7 protein-coding genes and 4 pseudogenes are annotated in these 14,093 nt (G+C 62.3%); 9 read left to right on the top strand and 2 right to left on the bottom strand.

What is annotated here, in order from left to right; genetic code table 11:
- The 4 genes and pseudogenes from JWR98_RS22110 to fhuF all read left to right on the top strand — a co-directional run.
- Window positions 1-867 (top strand): phosphopantetheine-binding protein (locus tag JWR98_RS22110; RefSeq protein ID WP_205491195.1); only part of this gene is annotated, 867 nt, incomplete at its 5' end.
- Window positions 868-981: 114 nt separating this feature from the next.
- Window positions 982-3,317: pseudogene (locus JWR98_RS29825) on the top strand (condensation domain-containing protein); the annotation flags it as partial.
- Between the two features lie 15 nt (window positions 3,318-3,332).
- Window positions 3,333-4,925 (top strand): phosphopantetheine-binding protein, encoded by a 1,593-nt coding sequence (locus JWR98_RS29830; RefSeq protein WP_341870885.1) that lies wholly within the window; start codon window positions 3,333-3,335, stop codon window positions 4,923-4,925.
- A 223-nt stretch (window positions 4,926-5,148) separates the two neighbouring features.
- Window positions 5,149-5,904: a siderophore-iron reductase FhuF gene (gene fhuF, locus JWR98_RS22120; protein ID WP_078733632.1), complete on the top strand. Its 756-nt coding sequence runs from the start codon at window positions 5,149-5,151 to the stop codon at window positions 5,902-5,904.
- Between the two features lie 40 nt (window positions 5,905-5,944).
- On the opposite strand, the gene JWR98_RS22125 is transcribed toward fhuF, so the two are convergent.
- A complete protein-coding gene (locus JWR98_RS22125; protein ID WP_078733631.1) occupies window positions 5,945-6,712 on the bottom strand; it encodes an ATP-binding cassette domain-containing protein in 768 nt (255 codons plus the stop codon).
- Window positions 6,713-7,282: 570 nt separating this feature from the next.
- On the opposite strand from JWR98_RS22125, the gene JWR98_RS22130 reads away from it, so the two are divergent.
- The 5 genes and pseudogenes from JWR98_RS22130 (at window position 7,283) to JWR98_RS22145 (ending at window position 12,195) form a co-directional block, all read left to right on the top strand.
- Window positions 7,283-8,032 carry a hypothetical protein gene (locus JWR98_RS22130; RefSeq protein ID WP_205491198.1) on the top strand — a complete coding sequence of 250 codons (750 nt, stop codon included), beginning with the start codon at window positions 7,283-7,285 and terminating at the stop codon, window positions 8,030-8,032.
- Between the two features lie 112 nt (window positions 8,033-8,144).
- Window positions 8,145-8,423 (top strand): hypothetical protein, encoded by a 279-nt coding sequence (locus JWR98_RS22135; RefSeq protein WP_003174641.1) that lies wholly within the window; start codon window positions 8,145-8,147, stop codon window positions 8,421-8,423.
- A gap of 84 nt (window positions 8,424-8,507) precedes the next feature.
- Window positions 8,508-9,224 (top strand): annotated as a pseudogene (locus tag JWR98_RS30285) (PAS domain-containing protein); the annotation flags it as partial.
- A 162-nt stretch (window positions 9,225-9,386) separates the two neighbouring features.
- A pseudogene (locus tag JWR98_RS30290) lies at window positions 9,387-9,749 on the top strand (methyl-accepting chemotaxis protein); the annotation flags it as partial.
- A 329-nt stretch (window positions 9,750-10,078) separates the two neighbouring features.
- Window positions 10,079-12,195: pseudogene (locus JWR98_RS22145) on the top strand (TonB-dependent receptor family protein).
- A 9-nt stretch (window positions 12,196-12,204) separates the two neighbouring features.
- Here JWR98_RS22145 and JWR98_RS22150 read toward each other — a convergent pair.
- Window positions 12,205-14,022: a sigma-54-dependent Fis family transcriptional regulator gene (locus tag JWR98_RS22150; RefSeq protein WP_205491200.1), complete on the bottom strand. Its 1,818-nt coding sequence runs from the start codon at window positions 14,020-14,022 to the stop codon at window positions 12,205-12,207.
- Window positions 14,023-14,093: the final 71 nt, after the last annotated feature.

Below are 14,093 nucleotides of genomic sequence, written 5' to 3' on the forward strand. Positions count from 1 at the left end.
GGCAGCAGCGTGCCGATTGGTCGGCCGATTGCCAACACGCAGATTCATATTCTCGACGCTGACCTCAACCCCGTCCCGGTGGGCGTGGCGGGTGAGTTGTACATCGCCGGGGTCAACCTGGCGCGCGGTTATCAGGCGCGTCCGTCGCTGACCGCCGAGCGCTTTGTCGCCAATCCGTACGGTGCTCCCGGTGCACGCATGTACCGCAGCGGTGACCTGGCGCGCTGGCGTGCCGATGGTGCGATTGACTACCTTGGGCGCCTGGATCACCAAGTCAAGTTGCGTGGCCTGCGTATCGAGCTGGGCGAGATCGAAACCGTACTGGTGAACCATGAGGCGGTTCGCGAAGCGGTGGTGGTTGCCCAGGGCGACAAGCTGATCGGTTATTGGGTCGGTGAGGCCTGTGATGAAGCGGCGCTTAAATTTCACCTCGGCCAGCACGTTCCTGACTATATGGTGCCGTGGCGCCTGGTGCAGCTCGATGGCATGCCGCTGTCGGCCAACGGCAAGCTTGATCGCAAGCAACTGCCGCAACCCGAAGGGCAGGGCGCGCCGAGTGGGCATGTGCCACCGAGCAGCGAGGCTGAACGGGCCCTGGCAGCTATCTGGGCCGAAGTGTTGGGCCTGGATCAGGTTGGGGTCACCGACAGCTTCTTCGAGCTGGGTGGGCACTCGCTGAGCGTCATGCAAGTACGCGCCCAATTGCAGCAACGTCACGGCTGTCACCTGCCGATCAACGCCTTCTTCGATCACGTCACCGTGCAGAAGCTGGCCCAGCAACTGCCGAGCGATTTGTTCGCCGCGGCGGTCGAGCATCGTGAGCGCCTGGATGACATGGCGCGCTGGCTGGATGAATTCGAGGTTTGAGATGAGTATCGATCCGCACCAAATCGCTCGGCGTTTCGCCGAGCTGACACCTGAGCGGCGCCAGGCCTTCCTCGCCAAACTCGAGGAAAACGGTATCCGCTTCACCGATCTGCCATGGTCGCGTTGCCGCGACCGGACGTCTCGCCGTTGTCCGCCGCCCAGCGCGGCCTGTGGATCGCCTGGCAGCGCGAGCCCGACAGCCCGGCCTACAATCTGGCGGGCGTGCTGCGCCTCGGTGGTGTGTTGGACGTCGACGCCCTGGAGCAGGCTTGCAATGATTTGCTCGCCCGCCACGAAGCGCTGCGCACCTCGTTTATTCAGGACGCCGACGGCGAGCCTCAGCAATACATCAATCCCGTGCGGTTTCAGGCACTGGTGTGCCTCGAACCGGACGAGCAGGCCTCGCAGCAGCGAGCCCGGACGCTGACCTGCGAGCCATTCGACCTGCTGGCCGGACCGGCACTGCGCCTGGAATTGCATCGCCTGGGCCCGCAGCAGCATCGGCTGGTCATCGTCCTGCACCACATCCTCGCCGATGGCTGGTCCATCGGCCTGATCATCGAGGACCTGGCCGCGGCCTACGCCGCGCGCTGCCAGGGGCAGGCTGTGCCATGGTCGCCGCTGGCCGTGCAATATGCCGATTACGCCGGTTGGCAGCAACGCTGGCTGGATGCTGGAGAGCAGGCTCGGCAACTCGATTATTGGCGAAAGCAACTCGGCGACGATCACACCCCCCTGGCGCTGCCGCTGGACCGCCCGCGCAGCGCGGTTCGCGACCCGCGTGGGGCGAGCGTGCGCGTGCAATTGTCGGTGGACACCAGCGAGCGCTTGCGCAACCTGGCCAAGGCCAACGGTGCGACCACCTTTATGGCCATGCTGGCGCTGCTCAACCTGTTGCTCGCTCGCCAGAGCGGTGCCGACAGGGTCTGCATCGGCTCGCCGCTGGCCAACCGCACCCGTGCCGAAACCCAGCGCGTGGTGGGCTATTTCACCACCCTGAGCGTGTTGAGCAACCGCGTCGACGAGTCAGGCAGCTTTATCGAGCTGCTGAATCAGGTGCGCGGCACCTTGCTCGATGCTCAGGAACATTCCCAACTGCCGTTCGACCAACTGGTGCAGGCCCTGGCGCCACCCCGTGAGGCGGGTACGCATCCGCTGTTTCAGGTCAAATGCACTGAGCAATCGGCCAGCCGCCCGCAGCGTTTCGCCGACCTGTCCATGAGCCTCGACGGGCTGGCGGCGGGCGAAGTGCATTTTGATCTGAGCGTGGATTTCACTGACCGTGCCGATGGCATCGAAGCACTGATCGCTTACGCCTGTGACCTGTTCGACGACGAGCGCATCGAGGGCCTGGCCGAGCGTCTGTGCGCACTGGCGGATGCCGCCAGCCTGGCGCCGGGCCGACCGTTGCTGGAACTGGCCGTCGCACCCATAGACCGCGACGACGCCCCGGCAATCGCCGCCGAAGATGTGCTTGACGCCTGGCAGCGTCAGCAGCGTCTCAACCCTGACGCCGCTGCCTTGACCTGCGACGGCGCGACCTTCACTCGTGCACACATCGACCACGCCGCCGACGCCCTTGGCCAACATCTGCTGGCCCGTGGCGTCGGTCCCGGCGCCAGAGTGGCGCTGCTGACCGGACGCACGCCGGAACTGGTGGTCGGCATCCTGGCGGTGCTCAAGTGTGGCGCTGCCTATGTGCCCATCGATTTGCGCTGGCCGGCCGAACGTCGCGCGGCGGTGTTGGCCGACAGCGGTGTGTGCCTGGCCCTGGGTGACAATCCCCAGGTGCCCGGCCTGGACTGGCTGGCGCTGGACCTGAACCTGCCGATGCCTTCGCTGCTGGCGGCCTGGCCGGTGCAGGTGCCGCAGTTGCCGGCCTATTTGATCTACACCTCGGGTTCCAGCGGCACGCCCAAGGCGGTAGTCGCCAGTCGCGGCAACCTGGCCGCGTATATCGCGGGGCTGGGCCAGCGTCTGCAATTGCCGGCGAACAGCAGTTTTGCCATGGTCTCGACGGTGGCCGCCGACCTCGGTCATACGGTGCTGTTCGCGCCCTGAGCCAGGGTGGTGTGCTGCACCTGGCCGCCGATGAGCAGGCTTTCGACCCCGACGCCTTTGCCCAGTGGCAAGGCGAGCAGGGCGCCGATGTGCTGAAGATCACTCCCAGTCATTTGCAGGCCTTGCTTAACGCCCGCGAACCGGCTCGAGTCCTGCCACGGCACACCTTGATCCTCGGCGGCGAAGCCACTGCCTGGCGGCTGCTTGATGAAATTCGCCAGCTTGCTCCGCACTTGCGCGTGTTCAACCACTACGGCCCCACCGAGACCACGGTGGGTGCGCTGTGCCAGGACGCCGCCAAGGCAGATCGCCTGCGCGCCCGCACGTTGCCCATCGGCACTGCGCTGGCGGGTGGCCAGGCCCGGGTCCTGGATGCTTATCTGAACCCGGTGGACCGCGGCGTGATGGGCGAGTTGTACCTCGGTGGCCCTGGTGTCACCCAGGGGTATTCGGGCCGACCGGGCTTGACCGCTGAACGCTACGTGCCGGACCCGTATGGCGCACCCGGCGCGCGCCTGTATCGCAGCGGCGACCGCGTGCGCCGCCTCGACGATGGCAGCCTGGAGTATCTGGGCCGCAGCGATGATCAGGTGAAAATTCGTGGCTACCGGGTCGAGCCGGGTGAAGTCAGCACCGCGATCCGCCATCTGGCCGGGGTGCGCGACGCGGCGGTGATCGCCGTGCCCGGTGAAGACGGTGGCGACCAGTTGCAGGCTTATCTGGTGCTGGCGGCCGGGACTACGCTGGACACCGTGCGACAGTCCTTGGCGACCCAATTGCCGGACGCCTTGGTACCGTCCCACTGGACCGTGTTGGAGCAACTGCCCCTGACCGCCAATGGCAAGCTTGACCGTCGCGCCTTGCCGACGACGCCGACCCGCCAGCCTGTGAGCGAGGGCCCGCGCGGTCCGGTGGAACAGGCGCTGGCGCAGTTATGGAGCGACCTGCTGGGGCGTAGCGATATCGCGCGCGACGCATCGTTTGGCGAACTGGGCGGTGACTCGCTGCTCAGCCTCAAACTGCTCGCGCGTATCCGCAAGCAGGGCCTGCAAGGGGAGCGCAAGCTGACCCTGGCCGACTTGCTCAATGCCCCGAGCCTCGCCGCGTTGGCCGAACGCTTGGCTCCGCCGCCGGTGGCCGACCCGGAGGTGGTGTTTTTGTCGCGTTCGGGCGACGGCGTGCCGCTGTTCTGCCTGCCGGGGCTGATCGTCAACAGCAGCGAATTCAAGCCGCTGGTGGACGCCCTGGGCGGCGAACGGCCGGTGTATGGCTTTGTCAGCCATGTCTATACCGAGCAACGCTGGCGTGGCTATGACTTAGCCGCGCTGGCCGGTGAGTACGCTGACTACATTGCCCGCACCGTCAAGGGTGGACGTTGCGCCTTGCTCGGCTGGTCATCCGGCGGCGAGTTGGCCCTGGAGACGGCGCGCTTGCTGCAAGGGCGCGCCCAGGTCGATTTTCTTGGCTTGGTGGATGTGTTCGAGTCGGTGCCATTCCATCCACAGCAACCGCTCGACAAGGCCGTGCGCGCCCAGGCGCAACCGCTGCTGGAAAGCTGGTTGGCCCGCTCGGCCATGGCCGCCCAATGGCGTGGGTTGTTCGCGCTGATGGACGACCCTGAGCGCGATGCCCTGGCCGGATATGTGCTGGCGTGCGACGGGCAATTGCCCTGCGACGGGCCGGATTTGCTGTCTCGGGAATTCGAACAGTGGGCGTTGCTCGACAAGCGATTGAAAGCGGCCCGACAGGTGCATGCGCCACTGGCCATCGATGCGCATGTCTGGCAGGCCGACGACTCCCTGACCCGCAGCGAACGCCTGCGTGACTGGAGTGCCTTGGTCAACGTCGTCGAGCAGCGCTGCGTGGCGAATGCGCACCACCTGGACATTATTCGCCACCCGCAATTCATGGCAGAGTTGGCGCGGGCCTTGGCGACCCTCGAAGCAGGCAAGCGAGCAGAGGGCGCTGGATTCGCCAAGGCCGCGAGCGTCTTCTGAAACACCTTATCCGGCGGCCGGTTCTGATGTTCCGGCCCGCTCTTCCATCTACTCACTACTCGGTGGTGGATTCAAGCGCCCCAATCGGCCCCTGAAGCGCGCCGCACGGTCGGTCGTAGCGTCTCGGCCGGATGGGCTGAATATTCACAGCCGATCGGGTATGCTGGGTAAATGATGTTGTTTCGCGTTTGCCAATTTCTATGAACAAGGGTGCCAGGGGCTGATGATCGACGTGCTTGCACCATTGTTTCGTGGTGATTTCGAAACCTACCGTGAAGTGTTGGTGCTGGCCGACGATCCTCGTCCGGCCGTCCCTTACCACAAACTGTTGGCCCCCGACGCTTTTGACGACTTGCAAGGCCGCTTCGGCCAACGCTACAGCGGTAACGACCGCCGTGCCTTGGTGTCGTTGTGGGCCAAGCACTACATCGTCAAACTGCTGCCACCCGTGATGGGGGCCACGTTGTTGTTGCGCTGGCGCCTGCCGCTGTCCCTGGCCGACACCGCCCTGATGCTGGATGAAGAGTTCCTGCCCCAGGCGTTTCGCCTGACAGGCAAAGGCGAGCCGTTCGCGACCGATGTAAGTGATCCGTTCGAGCTGTTCTCGGGCTTGCTGGACGATCATTTGCAGCCGCTGTTCCAGGCCATGGCCAGCCAGGTGAAGCTTTCGCCCAAGGTGCTGTGGAGCAATGCCGGCAACTATTTCGAAAACCTGCTCAACCTGATGGCCAAGGCCGGCATGCCCGCCGAACGCCTGGCGCCAGGCCGCCTGTTGCTGGAAACCAAGACCCGCCCCGACGGCAGCCGTAATCCGCTTTTCCAGCCTGTGCGGTATCTGCCCATCATCGATGAGCAGGGTCAAGCCAGCCTGCGCCGCGAGCGCAAGGTCTGCTGCGTGCGCTATCTGTTGCCCGAGCTTGAGCTGTGCGGCAACTGTCCCCTTAAGGTCAAACCGTCCGGCAAGCTGACGTGTGTCTGAGGGCTAAAGAGGCCGGACAAACCGCGACCGGGTCGAAGCCTCAGTAGTGAAAACTGATCGCCGATCCATCGCGCGGATGCGGCATGACGCCCATGCTGATGCCATAGATGGACTCCAGCACTTCACTGTTCATCAAGTCCGCCGGTGGGCCCTGGATCAGTAACCGGCCGCTGTGCAACGCCACCAAGTGGTCGCAGTAACGTGCAGCCATGTTGATCTCGTGCAGTACCACGACCACGCCCAGGTCCAGCTTGTGGCTCAGCTCGCGGATCAATCCCAGTACCTCGACCTGATGCGCAATATCCAACGCCGAGGTGGGCTCGTCGAGCAGCAGATAACGGCTGTTCTGTGCCAACAGCATGGCCAGCCAGACCCGCTGGCGTTCGCCACCGGAGAGGTTGTCCACCAGGCGGTCGGCATAGGCGGTAGTGTGAGTCAGTTCCAGAGCCTGTTCGACCTGCGCGTGATCCTCCTCGCTCAAGCGTCCCAGGGCGCCATGCCACGGGTAGCGGCCAAAGCGCACCAGTTCGCGCACGGTGAGGCTGTCGGCGGCTGGCAGTTGTTGCGGCAAGTAGGCCACCTGCCGTGCGAAGTCGCGGTTTTTCCAGGCCGACAATTGCACACCATCGAGCGTTACCGTTCCCCGGCTCGCGGCCTGCTGGCGGGCAAGCAACTTGAGGAGGGTCGATTTCCCGGAGCCGTTATGCCCGATCAAGCCGATGATCTGACCATGGGGCAGGGTCAGGTCCAGCGGGTGCAGGAGGGTGCGCTCGGGGATTTCGAAAGAGAGAGCCTGCAACTCGAACATTGGAAGTCCTAGGGTAAAAAGACACTAATCTAGATCAAACAAGAAGCATTATCAAAGATTGTGTGGCGCGCGTCGGCGCGGAGGGTGTGTCACACCAACCGACTTCTGCCCATGCAGCGGTTTATGCGCGGGGTCAACGGGTGATATTCGGCAGTCGCCGGTTCGCTGGGCGACACTTCTCCCTGCCACCTGCGTAGCTGACTTGCAACGTACTGACCTTCTCAGTCAGCAAAAAAGCTGAGCCACCGAAAGCAGGCAAATCACCTGGGCAAACAGTTGTGCTCGAATTGGATGTTTCATCGCCGTGACCTCATTTACAGCTGCTGGTGGTCGTGCCTTAGTCAATGTATCTAAACGCGCCAGGTCACTCGAAAATTGAGGTGCCGTCCTGGCTCGTCAACAACACACGCAGCTGTTCTTGGAAAGTATAGGCGCTCAAACGCATTCGTCATGAAACGCTCTGGTAAGCGCTCCTCAGAGCATCTGTTCTTGCTTGTCGCACTTTTTCGCTTTTTTTCGCTCTATTTCTGTCCCAGCCCCGTGTGGGCAGAAGTACAAGATCGGGTGCCGATGGATTGCACGTTTATTGTTTCAAAACATCGTCGAGTGCACTGGCCGCTGTTGCTGGCTGCGGTGTTCCTGCTCTGCGCCAGCGGCTGCAGCCAGCAACAGGGCCGGGATATTGCCACGCAGTTCAGTAACGGCAAACCCGATGAGTTCTTTCAGACCAGCGTCGATCGCATGGCGACCCTGGGCATGCGCGATAATCTGCAAAGCCTCTATGTGCTGATGAGCAAGCTCTATCTGCGTAACCCCAGCCAATGGCGGCAGTCCGGTTACCCGGATGCGGTGAGTGCCGAGCGCGAAATTCGCCAGGCCATTGAGCAGCGCCGAGCGCTGCCCGCCCTTGGCGACCGTCGCGACCTGGCGGCCTTGAGTTATTCCTTGAGCCCGGAGTTCAAGGGCGATCGGGTCGGTGCCTTTATCTACGCGATCGGCAGCATGTTGGTGACTGCCCATGGTGGGCGCACTGAGTTCTACATCACCGACTCGATCAACCCGCAGTTTGTCAGCAACGCTGCACGCAATATCGAGAAGGCCACCTGGCTGCTTGGCAAGCGCCAGGACGCCAACGGTGTGCTGCTGTTGTTTTCCAATGAAATCTCGGAGGAGGGCAGTAACCTCAGCTTCGCGGTGGAGTTCGGCAAGATTGTCGCGCGACTCGACCTGTTGACGCAGATGCTCGATGAGCGCTACCGGCGTATCGGCCTCAACTATGCGCAGAGTTTGTTATTGATGAATTTTTTGCCGGTGCAGTGAGTGCGGTGTTTCCCTTTTCATTGTAGGAAGCGGCCTATGTTACGTTCCGATGCTTGAAACACCCCTGCGTCAGCAATAGCCTCGGACTTTTCCGAAAAAATGAGGCCCGACTTTGGGAAAGCGAAAAACGGTGTGGCCGACGGATCGCGAAATACGCCTGCGCTTTATCCTCTTCGCGGTGATCGACGCCGCAAGTGCCGAAGGCGTTCCTGCCGAATTGTTATTGCCTGCGCAGAAGCTGCTGCGTGATGCGCCAACCCAGGCGCAGTTGCTCGATACCCTTGGGACGATCCTGGCGACCGACGAAATGTACGGTTTCAGGTTCCCGCCGGGATCGGAAGCTGAAGAGCTGATGCAGACGCTGGAACTGCCTGCCTGCAAAAATAGCTGAGGGTTGCGTGACTGTTCGTCGTCTTGTGCTTAAGTTGAAGGCAGCACGGTCGATGCAGTCAACATAACCCCAAGGGATGCGCATATGTTTAATCGACGCTTGAAGAAGGATCTACAGGATCAGGACGACGAGCTCTTCCTGTTGCGTCAACTCGTTGCGCAGTGCGATCGCGGCAAGCTGTCGATCTGCCTGGATGCCGATTTTCGGATCACCACGATTAACGAGGCGTTCGCTCGGGTATTGGGGTATCCCCGCGAGCAACTGCAGGGTCGGCTGCTGGGCGAGATCGTTCCGCCTTACGTCAAGGATTTGCCCTGCTTTCGCAATTTCAACGCGGCGGTCGCCCGGTTCGAGCCGGTGACCGACGACTACCGCTACCTGCGCAGCGACGCCAGCCTCGCCTGGGTCAACCTGACCTGGTGCCCGATCAAGGGCCGCAATGGCCAGCTCTCGCATCTCCAGGGCTACGGCACCGAAGTCACTCACTCCATCGAAAAAGCCAAGGAAAACGAGGCGTTCATCAACGCCTTGTTACGTTCAACGGCCGTCATTCAATTCAAACTGGACGGCACGGTGGTCAACGCCAATACTCAGTTTCTCAATGCCATGGGCTATACCCTCGAGCAGATCGTCGGTAAAAAACACAGTCTGTTTTGCACCCCCCAGGATGTTGCGTCGCCCGCGTATGCCAGTTTCTGGCAAACCCTCAATCGCGGTGAGTTTGTTGCCAGTCGCTTCAAGCGGGTGGACAGCCGCGGCAATGAGGTCTGGCTCGAAGCGACCTACAACCCGGTGCATGACGCTGAAGGCAATCTGTGCAAGGTGGTCAAGTTTGCCAGCGTTGTCACTGACCAGGTACTGCGCGAATCCGAAGTCAAAGAGGCCGCCGGGGTGGCGTACGAGGTGTCGCTGCAAACGGATGTCACCGCTGAACGCGGTGCAACGGTTGTGCAGAATACTGTGCAGACCATGCAGAATATTGCCGCGCAGATGCAGTCGGCCACCTCCAGCATCGAGGCGCTGGGCAAACAGTCGTTGTTGATCAGCGCCATCGTACAGACCATTGGCGGCATTGCCGCGCAAACCAACCTATTGGCCCTCAACGCGGCCATCGAGGCGGCGCGCGCGGGTGAACAGGGGCGCGGCTTTGCGGTGGTGGCCGATGAGGTCAGGCAACTGGCCAGTCGTACCAGTGCGGCGACCGAAGAGATTGTCAGCGTGGTCCAGCAAAACCAACGCCTTGCCGACGAAGCCATTACCGAGATGTTCAGCAGTCGCGAGCAGGCCGAGCAGGGGCTGACATTGGCCAATCAGGCCGGCGCGTGATCACCGAGATTCAAGGCGGGGCCAAGCAGGTGGTGAGTGCGGTCGGGCGTTTCGCGAACGAGCTGTCATAGGCCGGGCATCACGCGGCTCGGCGTCACCTGCGCAGAGGTGACGTTTGTATCGGACGATGGGTCCAACTATTCGCTTTCGTCCTGAAAGCGATCGCGCTTATTCGATTTCGCATACTTTAAATAATCCGTTTCCGACACTGTTGTGGGAAGGGTCTGGTCCGTTAACAAAGCGTGACCTGGAGGGCATGCAGGTCTTCCCATGACTGCTAGCGTGAAGGGCCTGACCTTTCATGACCCCCGATTCCAAGGACCTGCACCATGTTGTCGCGCCAACCCCCACTGTTTTTCGCCGCCTTGACCCTCAGCTCGCTCGCACACGCCGACGACCTGCAATTGGCCCCGGTGCAAATCACCACCTCGCAGGCGAGCGCCGCTGAAGTCGCCCAGGCGGAGTTGCGCAGCGTACCGGGCGCCACCAACTACATCGACATGAATACCGTGCAGCAAGGGCGCGTCAGCACTAACGAAGAGGTGTTCAAGTACCAACCTGGGGTTTATGCCAAGGCGGCGAACAACGAAGGCGTCAAGTTATCCATACGCGGTTCGGGGCTTAATCGTGGCCCGGGCGCCCATGCCTCCGGGCTCTACGAAATGTTCGACGGCTTGCCACTGACCGGCCCGGGCGGTACGCCCTATGAACTCAAGGACCCCTTGTGGCAAAGCCGCGTCGAGGTGCTGCGCGGCGCCAACGGGTTTGATCAGGGGGCGTTGGCGCTGGGTGGCGCGGTCAACTACGTGACCCGCACCGGCTACGACGCGCCCAAGCTGCAAGTGCGCTACGAAGCGGCAGTCGTGGCTATGCCCAGCGCGAGATCAGCTCGGGGCAGGTACTGGGGGATGCCGACTACTACCTCAGCCTCACCGACTCCGAATCCGACGGCTACCAGCATCAAAGCGCGGCCAGCGCCAAGGGCGTGGCGGCCAACTTCGGTTACCGCTTCAGCCCGGAACTGGAAACCCGCTTCTATTTCCGTTACCGCGAAACGGCCAACGACACCCCCGGCAGGCTAACCCGCTACCAGATCAGCCACGACCCACGTGCCGCCAGCAGCCTCAACGTCACCCGCGATTCCAAGCGTCTGCAGCCGGGGTCGACCTGGATCGCCAACAAAACCACCTTGCAGCTCGATGACAGCTCCCGTATCGAGATGGGGCTGGCGTACCACGATTACCCCATGGACCTTCGCGAAGGTAACAACCGCCTGAAAGTTGCCTACACCGACATCAGCAGCACCTTCAATTACATTCGCCAGGACAGCCTGTTCGGTCACGCCAGCAAAACCACGCTCGGCCTGCGCACCACTCAGGCGATGCCCAACAACGGCACCTCGGAATACGTACGCACGCCGGCCGGCAATACCGCCGGCTACGCCCCCGGCACCAAGACCCGCGACTACAGCTACCTGGGCTCCGACACCGTGCTGCATGTCGGCAATGACCTGGAACTGGTGCCCGACCTGTGGCTGACCACCGGCCTCGCCGCGATCTACACCCGCCGCGAAACCCAGGTCACCTACCCCGAAGGCCAGGCGCCACTCAGCCAGCATGATTGGGACTATGCCCCGCGCGTCGGCCTGCGCTATGACTTCAACCCGCAATTGCAGGTGTACGGCAACCTGAGCCGCTCGGTTGAGCCGCCGCATGCGTGGTCGATGATCTGGGGTTCCAACAAGTACTTCCCGGTGGGCAGCGGCCCGGCCACGGGCTTGCAGCGCGAAGGCGTGAGCCTGAAAAACCAGACCGCCACCACCCTGGAAATCGGCGGGCGCGGTGACGCATGGCTTGGGCAATGGGACCTGGCGCTGTACCGTTCCGAAGTGCGCCACGAACTGCTCAGCGTGGAAACCCAGGCCCAGACTGCAACCACCAATGCGATCATTGCCGAATCCAACGCCAGCCCCACCGTGCACCAGGGTGTGGAACTGGGCCTGCTCAGCCCACTGTGGGACGGCGGTGGCACCGGCAGGCTCGACCTACGTCAGGCCTATACCTTCAGCGACTTCCACTACCGCGACGACGAGCGTTTCGGCGGCAATACCTTGCCAGGCATCCCCAAGCACTACTACCAGGCACAACTGCGCTATAGCCACCCGACCGGTTTCTACAGCAGCTTCAACACCGAGTATTCCTCACGGGTGGCGGTGGACTACGCCAATTCCTACTATGCCGCGGCCTACACCCTGTTTGGCGCGACCTTCGGTTACGACGCCCCCAAGCAGGACTGGCAGGCCTGGGTCGACCTGCGCAACCTCGGCAATCGCCGCTACGCCAACACCGTCACTGCGGGTTACGACGACAAGGGCCTGGATGTCGCGCGCTCCACGCCCGCAGAGGGGCGGGGTATCTACACCGGCGTGTCGTGGAGCTGGCGCTGATCCGTCCATTCAGCCGTGACTTTGCCGCAACCGCTTGTACAAAGTGTTGCGGCTCACGCCCAGTTCCCGTGCCAGATGGGAAATATTCCCGCCGGCGGCCTTCAAGCGCTGCGTCAGGTCGATGCTGTCATCCCATTCCTCGGTGGCAGGCAGTGGCGCCGCCACATTGAGGTCCACAAAAAAATCATCCGGCAGATGCTCGGCGCGAATAGGCTGTTCCTCGGCCATCGCCAGCGCCACCTGCAACACACTGCTCACCTGCCGCAAATTTCCCGGCCACGGGTGCTGCTCGAACAACCCCAGCACTTCGGCGCTCAAGCCGGCCCATTGAGTCGGTTCGCGGTGTTGCTGCCACAGTTGCTGAAACAGTGCCCGTTTGTCGGTACGCTCGCGCAGTGGCGGCAACTCCAGGGTCAGGCCGCCGATGCGGTAGTACAAGTCTTCACGAAAGCGCCCGGCCTGCACTAGCTCGCGTAACGCGCGGTTGGTCGCCGAGATAATGCGCAAATCTACCGGGAACAACTCGCTGCTGCCCACCGGTTGCACGCAACGTTCCTGCAATACGCGCAGCAGGCGGGCCTGCGTCGGCAACGGCATATCGCCGATCTCGTCGAGAAACAGTGTGCCCTTGTCGGCCTTGCGGATCAGGCCGATGCTGCCTTTCTGATTGGCGCCGGTGAACGCGCCTTTTTCGTAGCCGAACAGTTCCGATTCCACCAGCTCCGCGGGAATCGCCGCACAGTTCACCGCGATAAACGCCTTCTGGCTGCGGGAGCTGGCTTGGTGCAAGGCTTTGACGAACACCTCCTTGCCCACGCCGGTTTCGCCGTGGATCAGCAGCGGGATGTCTTTTTCCAGCAGGCGCTCGGCCTGACGCACGGCTTTTTCCACGCGAGCATCGCCGAAATGCAGAGTCTTGAGGCCAATCGACACCGGCTTCGGCGCAACAGGCTCACTGAACACACGCGCCTGTACCGGCATCTGCCTGGGACGTTTCAACAAACACTGGAAGCGGTTGCGACCCGCCGCCTGCAACGAAAACGGCAAGCCTTCCGGCTGGTTGAGCAGCTCCAGCAACGACACTTTGAACAAACTGTCGATCATCACCCGCGACAGACTGATGCCCAGCAGGTTGTCGGCGCGGCGGTTGGCCGACAGCACCTGACCGCTTTCATCGAAGATCAACAGGCCGGCCCATTGGCTGTCGAGGTTGCTCAAGCCGGTGTTGAAGGTCAGCTGGAAATGCTCGCCGCGAAACAGGTTGAGGATCAGCCGGTTTTCCACGGTCTGGCTCATCATCTTGACCATGCCCAGGGTATGGGAGGGCGGCAGGTAGCTGTCGCTGGACACATCCAGCACCGCGATGATTTCACGCTGGGCATCGAAGATCGGCGCCGCCGAGCCGGTCATGAAGCGGTTGGCCTTGAGAAAGTGTTCGTCATGTTCGATATGCACCGCCTGGGCACAGGCGAGCGCGGTGCCGATGGCATTGGTGCCGCTGCAACGCTCCATCCAGCTGGCGCCGGCGTTGAAACCCCGCGCCAGTTTCGGCTCGATAAAACGTTGGGTGCCCCACGACGTCAACACCTGGCCCTGGTTGTCGGCCAGCATGATCAGGCAATTGGAATTGCTGAGGATGTTCTCGTAATAGGGCAGGACCTCCTGGTGGGTGGTCTGCACCAGGGAATGCTGGCTTTCCAGCAATTGGCTGATGCCCTCGGCCGGCAGCTGGTCGAAGCTGGGCGTGCTCTGGTGGTCCAGGCCGAACGCGCGGCAACGGCGCCAGGAGTCCTGGATGATAGTGTCGTGAGCCAGTGGTTCGGCCATGGTGCGACCTTCTTTTTATTGTTATTGGGCGTGCACAATCTAACGGATATAACGCGATCAATGTGGGAGGG

The sequence above is a fragment of the Pseudomonas lactucae genome (assembly GCF_016937615.1).
GTDB lineage: Bacteria > Pseudomonadota > Gammaproteobacteria > Pseudomonadales > Pseudomonadaceae > Aquipseudomonas > Aquipseudomonas lactucae.

Bases quoted from the DNA above. Each gene is read 5' to 3' on its own strand.
- JWR98_RS22150 (WP_205491200.1), bottom strand. From the start codon at position 14,022: ATGGCCGAACCACTGGCTCACGACACTATCATCCAGGACTCCTGGCGC.
- JWR98_RS22125 (WP_078733631.1), bottom strand. From the start codon at position 6,712: ATGTTCGAGTTGCAGGCTCTCTCTTTCGAAATCCCCGAGCGCACCCTC.
- JWR98_RS29830 (WP_341870885.1), top strand. From the start codon at position 3,333: ATGGGCGAGTTGTACCTCGGTGGCCCTGGTGTCACCCAGGGGTATTCG.
- JWR98_RS22130 (WP_205491198.1), top strand. From the start codon at position 7,283: ATGGATTGCACGTTTATTGTTTCAAAACATCGTCGAGTGCACTGGCCG.
- fhuF (WP_078733632.1), top strand. From the start codon at position 5,149: ATGATCGACGTGCTTGCACCATTGTTTCGTGGTGATTTCGAAACCTAC.